General features: G+C 58.7%; 15 protein-coding genes and 1 riboswitch. Of the genes, 7 read left to right on the top strand and 8 right to left on the bottom strand.

Annotated features, from left to right (window positions below):
- Window positions 1-5: 5 nt before the first annotated feature.
- A riboswitch (cobalamin riboswitch) is annotated at window positions 6-130 on the bottom strand.
- Between the two features lie 41 nt (window positions 131-171).
- The 3 genes from QCE79_RS26585 (at window position 172) to QCE79_RS26575 (ending at window position 1,507) form a co-directional block, all read left to right on the top strand.
- Window positions 172-720 (top strand): histidine phosphatase family protein, encoded by a 549-nt coding sequence (locus QCE79_RS26585; protein ID WP_250467236.1) that lies wholly within the window; start codon window positions 172-174, stop codon window positions 718-720.
- 61 nt (window positions 721-781) lie between these two features.
- Entirely contained in the window at window positions 782-1,153 is a 372-nt protein-coding gene (locus QCE79_RS26580; protein ID WP_250467237.1) for a DUF1428 domain-containing protein, read from the top strand.
- A 39-nt stretch (window positions 1,154-1,192) separates the two neighbouring features.
- Complete coding sequence (locus QCE79_RS26575) at window positions 1,193-1,507, top strand: antibiotic biosynthesis monooxygenase (RefSeq protein ID WP_250467245.1); 315 nt, start codon at window positions 1,193-1,195, stop codon at window positions 1,505-1,507.
- A 54-nt stretch (window positions 1,508-1,561) separates the two neighbouring features.
- Here QCE79_RS26575 and QCE79_RS26570 read toward each other — a convergent pair whose 3' ends face one another.
- Both QCE79_RS26570 and lhpI read right to left on the bottom strand, forming a co-directional pair.
- Window positions 1,562-1,927: a hypothetical protein gene (locus QCE79_RS26570; RefSeq protein WP_309848943.1), complete on the bottom strand. Its 366-nt coding sequence runs from the start codon at window positions 1,925-1,927 to the stop codon at window positions 1,562-1,564.
- Between the two features lie 25 nt (window positions 1,928-1,952).
- Window positions 1,953-2,897: a bifunctional Delta(1)-pyrroline-2-carboxylate/Delta(1)-piperideine-2-carboxylate reductase gene (gene lhpI, locus QCE79_RS26565; protein ID WP_309848941.1), complete on the bottom strand. Its 945-nt coding sequence runs from the start codon at window positions 2,895-2,897 to the stop codon at window positions 1,953-1,955.
- Window positions 2,898-3,109: 212 nt separating this feature from the next.
- Here lhpI and ppk2 point away from each other — a divergent pair, with 212 nt between their 5' ends.
- Window positions 3,110-4,006, top strand: a complete 897-nt coding sequence (gene ppk2 / locus QCE79_RS26560; protein ID WP_244829486.1) for a polyphosphate kinase 2 — start codon at window positions 3,110-3,112, stop codon at window positions 4,004-4,006.
- Between the two features lie 6 nt (window positions 4,007-4,012).
- On the opposite strand, the gene QCE79_RS26555 is transcribed toward ppk2, so the two are convergent.
- The 5 genes from QCE79_RS26555 to QCE79_RS26535 all read right to left on the bottom strand — a co-directional run bounded on the left by QCE79_RS26555 (window position 4,013) and on the right by QCE79_RS26535 (window position 11,172).
- Window positions 4,013-4,219: a hypothetical protein gene (locus tag QCE79_RS26555; RefSeq protein WP_244829485.1), complete on the bottom strand. Its 207-nt coding sequence runs from the start codon at window positions 4,217-4,219 to the stop codon at window positions 4,013-4,015.
- Window positions 4,220-4,348: 129 nt separating this feature from the next.
- Window positions 4,349-5,875 carry an efflux transporter outer membrane subunit gene (locus tag QCE79_RS26550; protein WP_309848939.1) on the bottom strand — a complete coding sequence of 509 codons (1,527 nt, stop codon included), beginning with the start codon at window positions 5,873-5,875 and terminating at the stop codon, window positions 4,349-4,351.
- An 8-nt stretch (window positions 5,876-5,883) separates the two neighbouring features.
- Entirely contained in the window at window positions 5,884-9,084 is a 3,201-nt protein-coding gene (locus tag QCE79_RS26545) for an efflux RND transporter permease subunit (protein ID WP_250467249.1), read from the bottom strand.
- 25 nt (window positions 9,085-9,109) lie between these two features.
- Window positions 9,110-10,303: an efflux RND transporter periplasmic adaptor subunit gene (locus tag QCE79_RS26540; protein WP_244829482.1), complete on the bottom strand. Its 1,194-nt coding sequence runs from the start codon at window positions 10,301-10,303 to the stop codon at window positions 9,110-9,112.
- A gap of 50 nt (window positions 10,304-10,353) precedes the next feature.
- A complete protein-coding gene (locus QCE79_RS26535) occupies window positions 10,354-11,172 on the bottom strand; it encodes an alpha/beta hydrolase (RefSeq protein ID WP_250510130.1) in 819 nt (272 codons plus the stop codon).
- A gap of 221 nt (window positions 11,173-11,393) precedes the next feature.
- Between QCE79_RS26535 and QCE79_RS26530 the strand changes: the two genes are divergently transcribed.
- The 3 genes from QCE79_RS26530 to QCE79_RS26520 all read left to right on the top strand — a co-directional run bounded on the left by QCE79_RS26530 (window position 11,394) and on the right by QCE79_RS26520 (window position 13,208).
- Window positions 11,394-12,404, top strand: a complete 1,011-nt coding sequence (locus QCE79_RS26530; RefSeq protein ID WP_244829480.1) for a LysR family transcriptional regulator — start codon at window positions 11,394-11,396, stop codon at window positions 12,402-12,404.
- Between the two features lie 309 nt (window positions 12,405-12,713).
- Window positions 12,714-13,058, top strand: a complete 345-nt coding sequence (locus tag QCE79_RS26525; protein ID WP_250467255.1) for a DUF4148 domain-containing protein — start codon at window positions 12,714-12,716, stop codon at window positions 13,056-13,058.
- Between the two features lie 18 nt (window positions 13,059-13,076).
- The gene (locus tag QCE79_RS26520) at window positions 13,077-13,208 is read left to right on the top strand and encodes a hypothetical protein (protein ID WP_309848935.1); all 132 of its coding nucleotides are present in this window, start codon (window positions 13,077-13,079) and stop codon (window positions 13,206-13,208) included.
- Window positions 13,209-13,254: 46 nt separating this feature from the next.
- Here QCE79_RS26520 and QCE79_RS26515 read toward each other — a convergent pair whose 3' ends face one another.
- The gene (locus QCE79_RS26515; protein WP_309848933.1) at window positions 13,255-15,801 is read right to left on the bottom strand and encodes an adenosylcobalamin-dependent ribonucleoside-diphosphate reductase; all 2,547 of its coding nucleotides are present in this window, start codon (window positions 15,799-15,801) and stop codon (window positions 13,255-13,257) included.
- Between the last annotated feature and the right edge of the window lie 46 nt (window positions 15,802-15,847).

The raw sequence follows: 15,847 nt of genomic DNA, 5'->3' as shown, positions 1-15,847 counted from the left end.
GTCCCGATAGACGAAGAGCATGCAGCGGGGTCTGACTCGCGGCATCGCGCTCTTAGCGCGAACCGCATACAGTGGCGCGACCGTGCCGGGCTTCCACCGGCTTCCTCGCACTGCAAGCTTGCCATTCTATGATGATTGCCGGCAAAGTAAAACGACCATGAGCTAAAGCCTATGCAATCGACATTGATTTTGCTGTGCCACGCCGCCACGCATGCCATGAAAAGCGGGCGTTTTCCGCAAGGCGACGAGCCTGTCGAACAGGCTAAATGCACGCTCGATGTCCCGGGCGAGCCAAGCCGCGTCACATCCAGCCCGGCCCGCGCTGCTTGCGAAACAGCGGCTTGGATCACGACAGCTTTTTCGATCGATGTCGCATTCGACGATATCGACTATGGAGAATGGCGCGGTCGTTCCATTCGCGAGATTAGTGAGCGCGAGCCTCAAGACGTTGCGGCATGGCTTTCCGATCCCCATGCAAGGCCGCATGGCGGCGAGAGCGTGGCAATGCTGTCAAAGCGCGTTGAGAAAGCGCTCGAGGGGCTTGCTTCGAATACGGAGCACGAATGCTGCATAGTCGTAACGCACGCCATCGTCATGAAGGCGGCGCTCTGTATCGTGCGCGACGAACCGTTGTCGTCGATACTCAAGATGGATCTCGCGCCGCTATCGTCCGTCTTGCTCAAGTTCGCGGAAGGCAAATGGACAAACGTGCCCTCCTGAACTTAGATGGCCGCTCGGTGCTCAAAGCAAGCAGCGACTGGTTCGCTCAAAGGAGACAGCAATGGCGCACTATGTGGATGGTTTCGTCGTACCAGTGCCGATCGACAAGGTCGACGCGTATCGCAGCATGGCCGATGCAGCGGGCAAAATATGGCTGGAATATGGCGCGCTGCAGTTTGTCGAATGTATTGCCGACGATGTTAAGCCAGGCGAGCTCACCTCGTTCCCTCGAAGCGTACAGCTCAAGGAAGGCGAAACGGTGGTCTTCTCGTGGATCGTCTATGAATCGCGCGAACAACGTGACGCCGTCAACGCCAAAGTAATGGAAGACTCGCGCCTTAAGAGCATGATGGAAAACGGCGAACCGCCGTTCGATCCCAAACGCATGTTCTTCGGCGGCTTCAGGACGCTGGTCGAACTGTCAAAGGCCTGATTATTTTTCGAATGCCTAAAACCAAGGAGCCATATCGACATGTACATTGCCATGAACCGCTTCAAGATCGTTCCAGGCGCGGAAGCCGATTTCGAACATCTCTGGACAAGCCGTGACACGCACCTCAAGGAAGTGCCGGGCTTCGTGGAGTTCCATCTGCTAAAGGGACCGACGCGGGATGACCATGTCCTCTATTCGAGTCACACGATCTGGACAAACCATGCTGCGTTCGAACAGTGGACTCAGTCGGATGCATTTCGCGCCGCGCATCGCAATGCGGGCGGAGAAACCAGGCAGCTTTACTTAGGCCACCCGGAATTCGAAGGCTTCGAAGTGATTCAGACGGTTAAATAAGAGCCGCCTGTCTTACAAGACCGTGAACGAATTGCGTCGCTCGCTAAGGCCTTCCTAAGCCTTAGCGCCACGCGCCATTCGCTGCAATGTCGATGAATCGATGGCTCCGGCACAAATGCGCACGGCCTCCTTAAGCGTACGTGGACGTCCCTCGCCAAACTGCGATTCAAGCATGGCGACGGCGCGTAAGCGTTCGTCATTGCCCAGCTTCTCGCCAGTCGCAAGCTCCAGCACGGAGATAAAGTAAGCAGCCGGCGGCGCCGCGTTAGGCTGTGCGGACGCACCGCCTGATCCATCATTCCCGTCGTTGCGCGCGGGAAAACCGGGCGTCCATCTGGTGTCGTATCGGCTATTCATGGGTCTGTTCATTTGGGTGCCAAGGCGCTTGCGCCAGCTTTCGATTGAACAGACATTCAGCAAGGACCGTTCCAAGCCAGCTCGCGCCTTAATTAGCGCTGTTATTTTTGTCTAACAATAAAGCTCTAGCAACTCGACATGCAGCGAGATCCCATGCCGCGCATCCGACGGACTTAAATACGATCGGGCGTTCGTTTTGCACGCTCGCCGTGATTGCTTGTGCAAGTGGATTGACGTTTTCCCATTTCACACCAGCAAGGATGAAATCCCCCGCTTCATGGCGCGCCCCCGCCGGGTCATCGACATACAAAGCGCTTGAATCGATAGTGCCCGGCGCTATTTCTGCCGCATCAGGCGTAAAGGCGCCAACACCGATGACCAACCGATCTGCTCGCGCCGGCAGCGTATAGACAGGCTGCTTGCTGGTGGTCGCGGTGATGACGACATCGACAGCTTCAGGAATGTTTGAGCTTTCAAGCGCCGCTAGCTTTGGCGAAGCCGCTGCGTGGGCCTTGCAAAAGGCATTCGCACGCTCGGTTCGCGACCCCTGGACGATGATCGATGCATCGGGATAAACGCTCGCGATCGCCTCCGCATGGTAGGCCGCCTGCTTGCCCGTACCTATCACCAGCACCTGTTTCGGCGGCTGCGCGCTTAGAGCGCGGATAGCGAGCATCGATACCGCCGCCGTTCTGCGCCCCGTTACAGTAGGGCCGTCGAGCATGAATTGCGGCACGCCGGTGACGGCATCGAATGCGGTGACCTGTCCGTGAATCGTGGGCAAACCAAGCGCACCGTTACCCGCGCACACGTTGACGAGCTTGTGCATGGCCAAGTCCGCCGCGCTTGCAGGCATCGACAACATGATCCCACCTCGCGCAAGCGGCACCACCATGCGCTCCGGACTGACGATGCGGCCCGCCGCGTAATCGAGCATGGTGGCGGCGAGCGTGTCGACCAGGCGGTCATAAGGAACGAGCTGCGCGGTGCGTTCGGCGTCGAAAATTGGAATCGCGCTTGAGGTTTGATTCATCGTGTCTTGGCCTCGGAAGGGAAAGTTGCCATCGCAATGCCACTGAAATATCGCAACATTCTAACGGCGTAAGCGACCTCGACAATTTGCCCTTGATGCACTAAACGCGCAAAGCGTTGCATACGCCGTCATATGATTGCCTTCTAATACAGTCATAATCAAGCAATCTGCGCCGCAAAAATTGCAGCGGCAAGCCGCCCACGGAGCCCCCAATGAACGAGATGGACAAGCAGCGCCGCTTCCATGCCGACCTGATCGACAGCTACGACGAAGAGTTCGAAATGGAGATCGACGACCGCTTCCTGGATGGCGAGGCAGCGTTCTCCGACGAGGAACGGCAGCTTCGTAAGACCTATTTCCGCGAGCTATTTCGCTTGCAGGGCGAACTGGTGAAGTTGCAGGATTGGGTCGTGCATACGGGCCATAGACTCGTGGTGATTTTTGAAGGCCGCGATGCGGCCGGTAAAGGCGGTGCGATCAAGCGCATCACGCAGCGGCTGAACCCGCGCGTGTGCCGCGTCGCTGCTCTGCCTGCGCCGAATAATCGTGAACGCACGCAATGGTATTTCCAGCGCTACGTATCGCATCTTCCGGCAGGCGGCGAAATCGTTCTGTTCGATCGAAGCTGGTATAACCGCGCGGGAGTAGAACGCGTGATGAACTTCTGTACTGACGCCGAATACGAAGAGTTCTTCCGTTCCGTGCCCGAGTTCGAAAAGATGCTCGTGCGTAGCGGCGTTCAGATCATCAAGTACTGGTTTTCTATTACCGATGACGAACAGGAAGTGCGCTTCGAGGCGCGTATTGAAGATCCGCTAAAGCAGTGGAAGCTGAGTCCGATGGACCTCGAAAGCCGACGCCGCTGGGAAGCCTATACAGCCGCTAAGGAAGTCATGCTGCAGCGTTCACACATTCCCGAAGCGCCGTGGTGGGTGGTTCAGGCCGTCGACAAGAAGCGTGCGCGGCTGAACTGCATGCATCATCTGTTGAGTCAGGTGCCGTATCACGAGATCGAGCACTCTGCGATTACGCTGCCCGAGCGCGTATTCAATCCGGATTATTTGCGGCAGCCCGTGCCGGAAACCATGTACGTCCCGGAGATTTACTAAAGCGCTTTAGCAGCAGTGACTGCACCCGATGTGTTCCTGACGGTGCAGCGTGCGGCGAATGGCAAACTGATACGCTTGCTGCGAACCCTTGAACACCATCACGAACATGACTTGCGCGAGGTTGAAGTCAAGGGTGACCATCAGGCGCATGAGTAGCAGCAGTGGCAGCACCACGGCTGGTTGATACAGTTGTCGGGCAATTAATGCTTTCATCTTTAGCTCCCATTTCCATATAAGAATTTTAGGGATTTGCAGGCCCGGGATAAATGGCCCGCGGATGAAGACATATGTTCCCCGATACGAACAATAAGGCCCTGCATGCTGCAGGGCCTTGAAGACACATTACTTCTGCGCGAGACTCGGCTCAGGCACCGGCGCGGGCATCGCATCGCCCCAGCCGCCGCCTAATGCACGTATCAAGTTGACTGTGGATACCGCCTGCGTTCCCGCAAGCTGCACCGAAGTACGCTGCGATTGCAGCACAGTGCGCTCCGCATCGATCACATCGAGATAATTGACCGCACCTTCCGTGTACTGCGTTCGCGAGAGTTGTGCCGCGCGCACTGAAGCCTTGACCGCATCCGATTGCGTAGCCGTCTGATCTTCGAGAATGCGCAAGTCGGACAAATTGTCTTCTACCTCACGAAATGCAACGAGCACTTGTTGCCGATAATTCGCAGCGTCCTCTTCATAGATTGCACGTGCATTCGCAAGATTGCCCTTGCGACGGCCGCCATCGAAGATTGGAATATTCAGCGCCGTTCCCGCGAAAGGGCCCAGCAGGAATGTTCTGCTCGACCATTTGAAGAGATCGCCAAGCGTTGCCGACTCGAAGCCGCCTGCGCCCGTCAACGTGAGCGAAGGGAAGAATGCAGCCTTTGCTACGCCTATGCGTGCATTTGCTGCGGCCATCGAACGTTCAGCAGCAGCAATGTCAGGACGACGCTCAAGCAAGGTTGAAGGCAAGCCCGGTGGCACGCGAACCGTCACTGGCTTGAGCGGATTCGCCGCCACGCTGAATTCAGCCGGCGTCTTGCCGAGCAGCACCGCAAGACTATGCTCGGACGATGCGCGCAGACGTTGCACGGTCATCGCATCCGAGCGCGCGGTCGCGAGCTCGGACTTGGCGCGCGCCACATCGAGCTCACTGATGTCGCCTTCATCGAAACGGCGCTGCACGAGTTTCAACGCTTGCTCGCGCAACGTAACCGTGCGCGTGAAGACATCGTTCTCCGCATCGAGCTCGCGCAGATTGAAGTAGTTCTGTGCGACGTCCGCTTGCAAGGCCAACTGCACCGAGCGGAAAAGCGCTTCGCCTTGTTGCGTGTCGGCGTTGGCGGCCTTGACGGAATCCGAAACGCGGCCGAACAAATCGACTTCATACAATGCGCTCGCCTGGGCACGCCACAACGTTTGTGCAGGCACATTGGCATCGGCCGGCAGGAACTGCGATGCCGGCGAGAACTTCTCACGCGTCGGACCGAAGCCTGCATCGAGCGTCGGGAACAGACCCGCACGCGCAGTCTGGTTGATTGCGCGCGCTTCCTTCACGCGTGCCGCTGCTGCCTTGAGGTTCTGGTTCGCTTCCTGCGCCTGACGTTCGAGATCGTTGAGCGCGGGATCATCGAACAAGGTCCACCACTCGCCGCGCATCATTTCTTCGGAGGGTTGAGCCGTTTTCCAGGTGCCCGTTTCCGAAGGAGCAAGCGCGCTCGTATCGCTGGTTCGTTGCGGCGTTTCCTTGTAAGCGGAAGGCGCATGCACATCCGGCTTTTCGTAAGTGGGCGCGAGCGAGCAGCCCGCGACCACCAGCAGCGCCGCCATCAAACCCGGAAGGCCCAGCCATCGTTTCATATGCAACTTGTTCATGTTTGACCTCATTGCGCCTCGTAAGAGCCGCCGATACCCCGCATCTGCGGATGCGAGCCGTGCTTGTCCGTCACATGCTCCGTGCGCGAGAGCTTGCGCAGGATCACGTAGAAGACCGGCGTCAGCATCAGACCGAAGAGCGTGACACCCAGCATGCCGAAGAACACCGCAACGCCCATTGCATGACGCATCTCCGAACCCGCACCCGAAGACAGTACGAGCGGCACCACGCCCATGATGAAGGCGATAGATGTCATGAGAATCGGGCGCAAGCGCAAGCGGCTTGCTTCGATCGCGGCCTGCACGATCGAGCGTCCCTGCATCTCCAGTTCGCGGGCGAACTCCACGATGAGAATCGCGTTCTTCGCCGACAAGCCCACCAGCACCATTAGACCAATCTGCGTGAAGATGTTGTTGTCGCCATCCGTAAGCCAAACACCGAGCAGCGCCGACAGAATGCTCATCGGTACGATCAGGATCACCGCGAGCGGCAGGGTCAGGCTTTCATACAACGCTGCAAGCACGAGGAACACGAGCAGCACGCTGATCGGGAACACCCACAAAGCCGCATTGCCCGCGAGAATCTGCTGATACGTGAGATCGGTCCATTCGAACTTGATCCCGCGCGGCAACACTTCCGCGGCGATTCGCTCCGCCGCTGCCTGCGCCTGACCCGATGAATAGCCAGGAGCCGGACCGCCGTTGATGTCAGCTGCCGTGTAGCCGTTGTAGCGCACCACCATTTCCGGACCATAGGTCGGCGTCACCCTGACGAGCGACGAGAGCGGCACCATGTCGCCATTCGCGTTGCGGGTCTTCAGCAAGCCGATATCTTCAGGGTTCGCGCGGAACGGGGCATCGGCCTGCACGCGCACTTGATACACGCGTCCGAAGCGGTTGAAGTCGTTCACGTAGAGCGAGCCGAGATACACCTGCATCGTGTCGAAAACATCTGTCACGGATACGCCAAGCTGCTTGGCCTTGACGCGATCCAGATCGACGTTCAGCTGCGGCACGTTGATCTGATAGCTCGAGAACGTCGGTCCGAGTTCAGGCGTCTGCGAGGCACGCTTGATGAACGCCTGCGTCGCATCCGCAAGCGCTGCGTAACCGAGCGCACCACGGTCCTCCAGTTGCATCTTGAAACCACCGAGTGTACCCAGCCCGAGAACCGGCGGAGGCGGGAACACGGCGATGAACGACCCCTTGATACCCGCATACTTCTGATTCAGCGCACCCGCAATCGCATTGGCGGAAAGTGCCTTGTCATGCACGCGGTTCTTGAAGGGCTTCAACGTCACGAACACGATCCCCGCGCTCGATGAGTTCGTAAAGCCGTTCACCGACAAGCCCGGAAATTCCACCGCGCTTTCCACGCCCGGTTGCTTGAGCGCGATGTCGCTCATCTGCCGGATCACGCCTTCGGTACGGTCGAGCGATGCGCCATTGGGCAATTGCGCGAAGCTGATCAGATATTCCTTGTCCTGCGCGGGCACGAAACCGCCCGGCACAATCTTGCCCATCAGAACCGCACCTGCAAGCAGCACGGCATACAGCACCATCATCACGGCCTTGCGGTTGATGACGCTCTTCACGCCCTTGCCGTAGGCATCCGAACCGCGATGAAAGACCTTGTTGAACTGACGGAAGAAGCCGCCGAACACGCGGTCCATGCCACGCGTGAGCCAGTCCTTCGGTTCATCGTGACCCTTGAGCAACATCGCAGCCAGCGCGGGCGACAAGGTCAACGAGTTGAATGCGGAGATCACCGTTGAGATAGCGATGGTCATCGCGAACTGCTTGTAGAACTGACCCGTGAGGCCCGACATGAACGCGAGCGGCACGAACACGGCCACGAGCGTCAAGGCAATTGCGATGATCGGCCCGCTCACTTCGCGCATGGCCTGATACGTCGCCTCTCGGGCAGATAACCCCGCTTCGATATTACGTTCGACGTTCTCCACGACGACGATTGCATCGTCCACCACGATGCCAATCGCGAGGACCATCCCGAACAATGACAACGCGTTGATCGAGAAGCCGAACGCAAGCAGCAGCGAGAACGTGCCGACAATCGACACCGGCACCGCCAGCAACGGAATGATCGAAGCACGCCAGGTTTGCAGGAACACGATCACCACGAGCACGACCAAAGCGATGGCTTCAGCGAGCGTATGAATTACCGCTTCGATACTGGAGCGCACGAACTGCGTCGGGTCATAGACGATCTGATACTCGAGACCCGCAGGCATATCCGCCTGCAGTTCCTTCATCGTCTTGCGCACTTCATCGGAGATTTGCAGCGAATTTGCACCCGGCTGCTGATTGATTGCGATTGCAACCGCCGACTTGTTGTCGAGCAAGGAACGCAAGCCATACTCCGATGCTGCGAGTTCGACGCGCGCCACATCGCTCAGATGCGTGACCGCACCATCGGGCGATGTCTTCAGCACGATGTCGCGGAACTCGGACTCGTTCTGCAAGCGGCCGCGTGCATTCACGTTCAGTTGCAAGGGCGTATTCGGCAGCGTGGGCGAACCACCGATCACGCCTGCCGCCACCTGCACGTTCTGTTCACGAATGGCGTTGACCACGTCGGTCGCCGTCATGCCGCGTTGCGCGACCTTTTGCGGATCGAGCCATACGCGCATCGAATAATCGCCCGAACCCCACAGTTGCACTTCACCCACACCCGAGATGCGTTCGAGCCGATCCTTCACGTTGATCAGCGCATAGTTGCGCAGATACGTCATGTCGTAACGGTTGTTAGGCGAGTTCAGGTGAACCACCATCGTCAGCGTCGGCGAGGACTTGATGGTGGTCACGCCAAGCCGCTGCACGTCTTGCGGCAAGCGCGGCAAAGCCTGATTTACACGGTTTTGAACGAGCTGCGTGTTTTTGTCCGGATCGGTGCCGAGCTTGAACGTGACCGTGGTCGTGAGGTTGCCGTCGCTATTCGCCTGCGACTGCATGTAGAGCATGTCCTCGACGCCGTTGATCTGCTCTTCGATTGGCGAGGCCACGGTCTCCGCGATCACCTTCGGATTCGCGCCCGGATACTGCGCGTGCACCACGACCGAAGGCGGTACGACTTCCGGGTACTCGGAGATCGGCAGCTTGAACATGGCGATGACGCCAGCCAGCAACACGATCACCGACAGCACGCCCGCAAAGATCGGACGGTCGATGAAAAATTTGGATATGTTCATGACGAGTTCTGTCTGTTCGAGATGCTTACGAAGCCGATGCCGTTTTCACGGGCGTCGCATTGGCGTTGCTGTCCATTGCGACGTTATTGGCCTTGATCACATCGTTGGGACGCACGCGCTGCAAGCCATTGACGACGATGCGTTCGCCCGGCTGCAATCCCTTCGTAATCACGCGCAGGCCTTCATGCGTGGCGCCTAACGTGACTTCGCGGTACTGCACGCGGTTGTCCTTGTCCACCACCATGACGTACTTCTTGTCCTGATCGGTGCCGACAGCCGCGTCATCCACGAGCACAGCCGGATGCGGCGTGCCACCGCCGACCTTGATGCGTGCATAGAGTCCCGGCAAGAGCGAGCCATCCGGATTGTTGAAGCGCGCACGCACGCGGATCGTGCCCGAGGTCGTATCGAGGCGGTTATCGACGGAATCGACCACGCCTTCGCGCGAGTAACCGTCTTCGTTTGCAAGACCCAGCGAAACAGGCACGCTGCTGCCCGTATCGCGGCCGAGATAGCGCAAGTACGTCTGTTCGTCGACATCGAACGAGGCATAGATCGGCGAGACCGAGACCAGCGTGGTCAGAAGCGGCGCATTCGCACCCGTCGAGACGATGTTGCCCACCGTGAGCTCTGCACGCGATACGCGCCCCGATACGGGCGCCACGATATGCGTGTAGGCGAGGTTGATCTTCGCCGTTTCGAGCGCAGCCTGCGCGGCCTTCAGGTTGGCGACGGCCTCGCGCGCGGCGTTCTGTTTCTCGTCGTAATCGCGCTTGGCGATGGCGTTATCGGTAAGCAAGCGCTCTGCACGCGCAGCGTCGGTAGACGTATAGCCGTTACGCGCTTGCGCCGATGCAACTTGCGCCGCGGCGCGTGCGACTTCCGCTTCATATGGACGCGGGTCGATGGTAAAGAGCGCGTCACCCTTCTTCACGAGCGCGCCGTCCTTGAAGTGCACCGCGACGATCGTGCCGGGCACGAGCGGGCGAATGTCGACATGGTCCACCGCTTCGAGACGGCCCGAATAGCTCTGCCAGTCCGTGATGGTCTTCGAGACCACCGCGGCCACGTCCACTTCGGTGGCGGTCGGGCTATGCGCGGCGGCTTGCGCCTGGTTGATGGCGTCGCCGTGACCGCGCCAGGCGGTATAGCCGCCCGCGCCAGCAATGACGATCACCGCGCCTAGCGCAGCGTAAATACGTTTGCGAGTGAAGAACATGGTGAAGCTCCGGTTGCGTTGAGATTGTTTTTTTATGGTGCGTGGCGCGCTTATTTGGGGCGCGCGAGGCGTTTCTTGAAGAACGCGACGACATCGGCAAGCGCGTCAGGATGCGCGGCCAGCGCTTGATGCGAGGCCTTGCAATGACGCGTCATTTCGGTCGGCACGCCTGCGTTGATCAATTCCGCCGCGTATTTTTCCGCCTCGATATGCAGGAGGTCATGCTCCGCGCTCGCGATCAGCGCCGGCGGCAAGCCATTGAGTCGCCGCGATTCGAGCGGCGCCGCATAAGGATGCAAACGTTGCGAAGGCACGGGCAGATACGCGCGATAGCAACGCGCGCAATCGCTCATTTCCAGATCGGGGCACAGCACTTTGCGTTCATCGGCGAGGCGCGTCATGCTCGGATCGAGCAATGGCGCAAGCAGCACTTGAGCGGACAGGCGCAAATCGCCGCGATCGCGCGCTATGGCTGCAACGCACGTCGCGAGGTTGCCGCCTGCGTCATGCCCCGCCACGCCGATGCGCAAAGGGTCTGCACGTTGCGCACGAGCATGCGCAACCGCCCACTGTGCCGCGCGATATCCGTCTTCAGGCGCGGCGGGAAATGGAAATTCAGGCGCAAGCGAATAGCCGACCGAGATGACCCAAGCGGGCGTATCTCGTGCGATGACGCTTGCAGCCACATCGGCTTCGTCCAGACTTCCACGCACGAAACCGCCGCCGTGGAAATAAAGAACGATAGGCAACACGTTGCCATCCGACGCGGGGCGGTAACTGCGCAGCGTGATCGGCTGTACGTGTCCGGCGATACGCACATCTTCGATGCACAATCTCGGACGCGCCTCCAGATCCAACAATGTTGCCATGGTTATTTTTCGTGCGCGGCCTGAAAAATAAGGCCGTCACGCATAAGTTGCGATGCTGCGAATTCTGGATGCCACGCCTTTTTTAATAAATGCCTATAATCCGGCAACACAATTCGGACGCACCGAACAATCATCGTTAATACGCACATGACTGTTCTTAGCCAGGCGCTTAATTCCGTGCGCCGCTATGCTGGTGCCCTAAGCATCGAAGGTGAGGAAACATGGATCGGCTACAAGCAATGCAGGTCTTCACACGGGTTGTCGACACCAACAGTTTTTCGCGCGCAGCGGATACGCTCAATTTGCCGCGCGCGTCGGTCACGACGATCATTCAAAACCTGGAAGCGTTTCTCAACGTGCGACTGCTTCAGCGCACGACACGCAGGCTCAATCTGACGCCCGATGGCGCGGCCTACTACGAGCGCTGCGTGCGCATCCTTGCCGACATCGAGGAAGCCGAGGGCACATTCTCGAACAACGGCAAGGGTCCGCACGGCAAATTGCGGGTAGACATGCCGGGGGCCATCGGCAGGCTCATCGTGATGCCGCAGCTTTGCGACTTTCACACACGCTATCCGGAAATCGAACTCATGCTCGGCTTCGGTGACAAGCCAGTCGACCTCATCCAGGAAGGCGTCGACTGCGTGATTCGCGTCGGAACGCTGCAGGATTCGAGTCTGGTCGCGCGACGCATTGGCGTGTTTCAGGGCGTGACGGTCGCAAGTCCCCAATATCTCGAACGTCATGGCAAGCCGCAAACGCTTGAAGACCTTCAGGACCATGTGGCCGTGAATTATTTTTCGAGCCGCACGGGGCGTGTGATGGATATGGACTTCGTCGTCAACGACGAATCCATCGAAGTGAAGATGCGCGGCATGATCGCGGTGAACGACGCCGAGGCCTATCTCAGTTGCGGTCTCAAGGGCGTGGGTCTGATTCAAGCGCCGCGCTTCATGGCGTTGCCGTACTTGCGTTCAGGCGAGCTCGTCGAAGTGCTGCCGCAATGGAGCCCTTTGCCGATGCCTATTTCCGCCGTCTATCCGCACAATCGCCATCTTTCGCCAAAGGTGCGCGTGTTCGTGGACTGGGTCGCGGAGCTGTTCGAGCGTTGCCCGTTGCTGCAAGGTCAGAAGGACGCGGAAGAGCGTTGCCTGCCCACCAGCACTGCCGCGCCCACGGTCGTGCGTCACGGTACACCGGAAGTTTCGGGTACTGAGGATGTCGTTGTTTAGCTAACTATTGGCTAGCTATTTCGCTGGCAAAGCAAAGGCGTGTCTCAGGCGACACGCCTTTTTTTCGTCCCTATCGATGCGATAGGGAAAAATGCCGGCACATGCAAGCGTCGCCAATTGTCCGGTGGCTAAGGCTCTTAGCGATTATTCGCCGAAATCGACAAATCTATTCGCGCATCCGGCATTTATCTGCCCCTAGCGTGGCGACTACATTTCGACCTGTCGCGAAGCGCATGCAATCCTCTTCTTAGCCGATTGCATCCGCGTCGCATCCGAAGCACAGGAAACGGATCGAAAGGAGTTGCACGCATGAAAAGCTATCTCATCACGGGTTTCTCACTCGCGGCTATCTCAGCCGTGGTTTCGAGCACGGCATTTGCCGACGGCGGTGAAGGCATTGGTCGCGCGGGAACGTATCAGACGCAAACGACTACGAGTGAAACGCCCAAGACGCGTGCGCAAGTGCGGGCTGAACTTGCCGCTGCCTATTCGAACGGTTCGTTGCCCGCGTTGAATCGCAATACGTATCCTGATCGCAGCATGTGGGGCGATGCGGTCGCTGCTCAAAGCGAAGCGCATGCTCGCGATGCCGCTCAAGCGGAAGCGCGCAATCGCCGTATCGTGGAATATGCGAACGGTTCGGTCACGCGCTAAAGAATTGCAGAGGTCATCATGTTCGAAAATACATCGCTTGAACAATATTCGGTTCTTGAAGAACTAGCCTCGGTGACGCCGGTGTGGCGCCCGTTTGTCGAATCTCGCTCGCAAGAGACCGAGCAGGACACGAGCGAGCACGGCGAGTAGCAAATCAATCAAACGCGTGTGCCTGCCGGGCACACGCGTTTGAGCTTCAGCCGCAAGCGCCTATTTCACCGCAAGCAGTGCAGAAGTCGCAACCGTCTTTCCGGATCACCGCATTCGCGCCACATGTCGGGCATTTGCGCCCATGCATCTGCGTGAGTGTATGCGGGTCGTTCGACAAGGCATCGTCGGACGAAAAATCTGTCACGTCCGCGTGTGCCACGGTCTCGTCTTCAGTCACTAGAGCGCGTGTATGGGTCACGTCGATATGCTTGCGGGCAAGTACGCGTGACGGCACCTGACTGCCTTCGGCATCGAGAAAACCGCGTCGATGAAGAATTTGCTGAATCGCAAAGGCAAGCGCGGCGACTTCCGAGTCATGCCAGCGTGGACTGCGGTGTCCATCTAAACGCTCGACATCGCCGAGACGCACCTGACCGCGATCCCACGATACCTTGCGCATGTCCTGCAGCGTACGTGCGGCAAAGCCTCCACGCGCCGCAAGCGACAATGAACGCATGGTCGCCGTGATCCATTGCTGCGATTCGTCGCTCTGCCCCGTCGGGATAAAGAATTCGATGGGTCGCTCGATGGTCACGTCATCGCCTGCAATACGCCCTGTCACTTCGATGAAGGACACCGCAAGATAGAGCGACTTCTTTCCCGCCTGCGTCAGATACTCGACCTTCTCGATAATCGCGGGCAGCTCTCCACGCGGACGGTGATCGATCGCAATACGCAAAGGATCGAGATCCAGTTCGGGATCGGGTGAGTCGCTCGGTGTCTTCTCTTCCTGTGGCGTGACCGACAACACCGCGCCCAAGGTGTCGTTAGGCCGATAGGTCGCGAGTCCCTTCAAGCCGCGTCGCCATGCCTCGAAGTAAAGGTCCTGAAACGCGTCGAACGGATAATCCGCAGGTACGTTGACGGTCTTCGATATCGATGTGTCGACGAAAGGCTGCACGGCCGTCATCATTTCCAGATGATCTTGCGCGGACATATCGAGCGCACTCACAAAGTAATCGGGTAGCGCCTTGACGTCTCCGCCCATCTCGCGATAAAGCCTGTACGCGTGGTCTTCGACAGCGAAGGTCTGGCTGGAGCCATCGGCCATGCGCTTGGTGCGCTGATAGGTCCACGAGAACGCGGGCTCGATACCATTCGATGCATTGTCCGCAAACGCGAGACTCACGGTGCCCGTGGGCGCGATGGAAAGCAGATGGCTATTGCGGATGCCATGCGCGCGAATCTCGCTCTTGAGATCATCAGGCAAGCGCGATGCGAAAGTGCCCTCTTCCAGATAACGTGCTGCATCGAAGAGCGGAAATGCGCCGCGTTCGCGTGCAAGTTCGACCGACGCGCGATACGCTTCATTGCGCATGGTGCGTGCGACGCGCATGGCAAATTCGCGCCCTTCGTTCGAGTTATAACGAAGACCAAGCATTACGAGCGTGTCGCCTAACCCCGTAAAGCCGACACCGATACGTCGCTTGGCAGCCGCTTCACGTGCTTGTTCTTCGAGCGGCCACAACGTGACATCGAGAACGTCATCGAGAAAGCGCACTTGCGTGCGCGTGGTACGCATGAGACCGTCCCAATCGAAACCAGGGACGCCGCCGCGCGCTTGCGCAAAAGGGTCGCGCACGAAGCGAGTCAGATTGAGCGGGCCCAGGTTGCAGCAACCGTATGCGGGCAAGGGTTGTTCACCGCAAGGGTTCGTCGCGCGAATCGTTTCGACGGCGCGCAGATTGTTATCGTCATTCATGCGCGACATGAAAACGACGCCTGGCTCGGCGACATCGTAGGTCGATCGCATGATCGTGTTCCATACGTCACGCGCACGCACTTCCCGATACACCCACAAGCCGTCGTCACGCTTCCGGATGTCCGCCGATGCCCGCTGTGCAGGCGAAGGCTCGGCCTTATGCACGAGTTGCCAGACGGCGTCGTCGGCAACGGCCTGCATGAATTCGTCCGTTACCGCGACGGACACGTTGAAGTTGTTCCAGCGTCCCTTCGTGTGTTTAGCCGCGATGAATTCGAGCAAATCGGGGTGCGTGCAGTCGAGTATGCCCATCTGTGCGCCACGGCGTGATCCTGCGCTCTCCACCGTGCGGCATGATGCATCGAACACATCCATATAACTGCATGGTCCGGATGCAGCTGAACCCGTGGAATGCACGCGCGCACCGCGAGGACGAATGGCGGAAAAGTTATAGCCCACGCCTCCGCCGCGCCGCATCGTCTCGGCCGCTTGCAGCAGCGCAACGTAAATGCCGGGCAAACCGTTATCGTCGACGCCTTGAATGGCATCGCCCACAGGCTGAACGAAGCAGTTGATGAGCGTGGCATCGATACCTGCGCCCGCCGCGCTCATGATGCGCCCGGCGCCCAATGCGCCGCGCCGGAAGTTATCGACGAACTCCGCTTCGATCTTCGCGCGTAACGCTTTGGGCTCGGACATTGCGACACCACGCGCCACGCGCAGATAAATATCTTCGACGCGCGTCTCGTCGCCCTTGGCATATTTTTCGAGCATTACGTCGATGGAAAATTGCTGCGGAGCGACGCCTGTGCTGGGATTGTCTTCTGCCATGTTTGATCCTGTTGAATGCTTTGTCCGCTAATGCTTGACGGGGCCA

It is taken from the genome of Caballeronia sp. LZ003, from assembly GCF_031451465.1.
Lineage (GTDB): Bacteria > Pseudomonadota > Gammaproteobacteria > Burkholderiales > Burkholderiaceae > Caballeronia.
The sequence above is the reverse complement of the archived record's forward strand: the minus strand, read 5'-3'. Positions and strand labels throughout refer to the sequence as shown.